1 protein-coding gene and 2 pseudogenes are annotated in these 1,880 nt (G+C 49.3%); 1 reads left to right on the top strand and 2 read right to left on the bottom strand.

All coding sequences use genetic code 11. From position 1 onward, the window contains the following. Positions 1-256 (bottom strand): annotated as a pseudogene (locus GEV47_RS19330) (hypothetical protein); the annotation flags it as partial. Then, the gene (locus tag GEV47_RS19325; RefSeq protein WP_153236424.1) at positions 253-999 is read right to left on the bottom strand and encodes a DUF3348 domain-containing protein; all 747 of its coding nucleotides are present in this window, start codon (positions 997-999) and stop codon (positions 253-255) included. The pseudogene GEV47_RS19330 and the gene GEV47_RS19325, both read right to left, overlap by 4 nt. Before the next feature lie 231 nt (positions 1,000-1,230). Between GEV47_RS19325 and GEV47_RS19675 the strand changes: the two are divergent. Continuing rightward, positions 1,231-1,880, top strand: a pseudogene (locus tag GEV47_RS19675) (transposase); the annotation flags it as partial.

Here is a 1,880-nt window from a genome sequence, read left to right as displayed (position 1 = left end):
TTTGTAGTGAATTATGCACGTGGTCGAGCCAGCCGCCGAGAGCCGGCAGGTTTTCAGGAATCGTCGCCAGCGCGGCCGCCAATGTGGATGTCGCCTGACGAAACTGACGTAGTTCGAACGCTCCGAACGCATAGACTACGCCAATGACAGTCGTCATCGCCAGCGCCAGAAAACTGGAGTGGATAAATCCGACTCCGATCCAAACGACTCCAAGTGCGCCCAAGAAGAAGGCGACTGTAAATAAATGTTTATTCATTGCGTATCTTTGTTATTGAATGCTTCGATGAGTCCCATCGCCGGTTGTAAGCGAAGCTCCATTTCAGCCAGCAGCAGCATTTGCATGTCATTGGAAAAACGCGCCAGCCAGGCTCCGGCTTGCGTCCAACTGGCAGAGTTGTCTGCCTGCTGAGTATCAACCAGCATCTGCTGATGTGTTTTGTACAATTGCTCGAAACGTTTTTTAAGAAGCACTGGCACCTTCGAGAGCAATTTACTCTCGTGGTCGCGCAGTATTCCTTCGAGCGCCGCGTCCAGGTCGGCAAGCTTTTTGAGTCTTGGCGACACCTTTGCAAGCGCTTCCCGGACATTGATCCGCAGGGGCTGAATGCGCAATTCCATGTCCCGTTGATGCGTATCATAGAACCGACGATACGGTGCGTAAGCCACCGCAAGGTCCATCGGTAGTTCTATGTGCGTCTTGTCCAAGTTAAGAGAGCAACTTTTCATGATCGAATTGATCAAGCTAGTCTGTATCCGGTGGAATTCGATACCGACCGCAGCACCCAGGGGAAATTGCACTTCGTGCTGCATTTTCGGCGGACTCGCAATGCTGTCGCTGTGAACAGCAGACAGGGTGATCGCGTCGGTAAAATGAATCCACAGGCCTAGTTTTTCTGCAAACGCATTCTCGGGCTCGGCAGCATCCACAATGGCCAAGTCAGTGAGACAACGAATTAATTTTGAACTGTGGAAATTTGTACGCAGTGATACTCGCGTCATATGCAGTGCAATCAAAATCGAAAAAAAGCAGGAAGGCTAGCAGTTCGCACGGCTATTCGCATAAACACACGTCTTGGTCCTGCTCCAGCAAATCTGAGCCATTTTCTGGCACTCGTGAGCTTGTAATTATATCGTGGAGGAGTAGGAAACTCAAACAAGTAAAGTGACCTTGTCCCCGCAAAACGTATCCCTTACTGAGGTTGTAAACTAGGTAGTAAGGAGAGTCAAAAAATGGCAAAAAAAGGGCAAGTAAGAGCGCGTTATACGACAGAATTTTAGCAAGAATCGGTCAGACTAGTACAAGCTGGTCAAAGCATCGCTGCGGTGAGCCGGAATTTGTCGGTGAGTGAACAAACGCTGTACAACTGGGTAAAGGCTGCGCGAGATGGTCAATTAAGCGAAGCAAAAGGCAATGTTGTCACGCCAGAGCAAATGGAATTATCTCGGCTACGTGCTGAGAATGCGCGCTTAAAAATGGAGCGCGATATCCTAAAAAAGGCGGCGTACTTTGCGAAAGAATCGATGTGAAGTACGCTTTCATCAAAAATAATGCGCAATGGTCAGTTAAAGTCGTCTGTCAGTTACTTGATGTAAGCACCAGCGGCTATCACGACTATTGTCGACGTCAAGTACGGCCCATGAGCACAACAGCGCGACACCGTGAGGAAGGCATTGTGGCTCACATGAAAGCGATTCACCACTAAGTCAAGCAAGAGTACGGTTGGCCGCGCATGCATCGTGAATTAGCGCATCGTGGTATTCGAGTCGGCAAAGAACGCGTCCAAAAACTGATGCGACGTCATGGCATACGTGTCAGGCATAAACGCAAATGGATTGCTACTACCAACTCTCATCATAGTTTGCCAGTTGCACCAAATCTG

The sequence above is a fragment of the Glaciimonas soli genome (genome assembly GCF_009497155.1).
GTDB lineage: Bacteria > Pseudomonadota > Gammaproteobacteria > Burkholderiales > Burkholderiaceae_D > Glaciimonas > Glaciimonas soli.
Note: the sequence above shows the minus strand (reverse complement) of the source record. Positions and strands in the feature narration are given on the sequence as shown.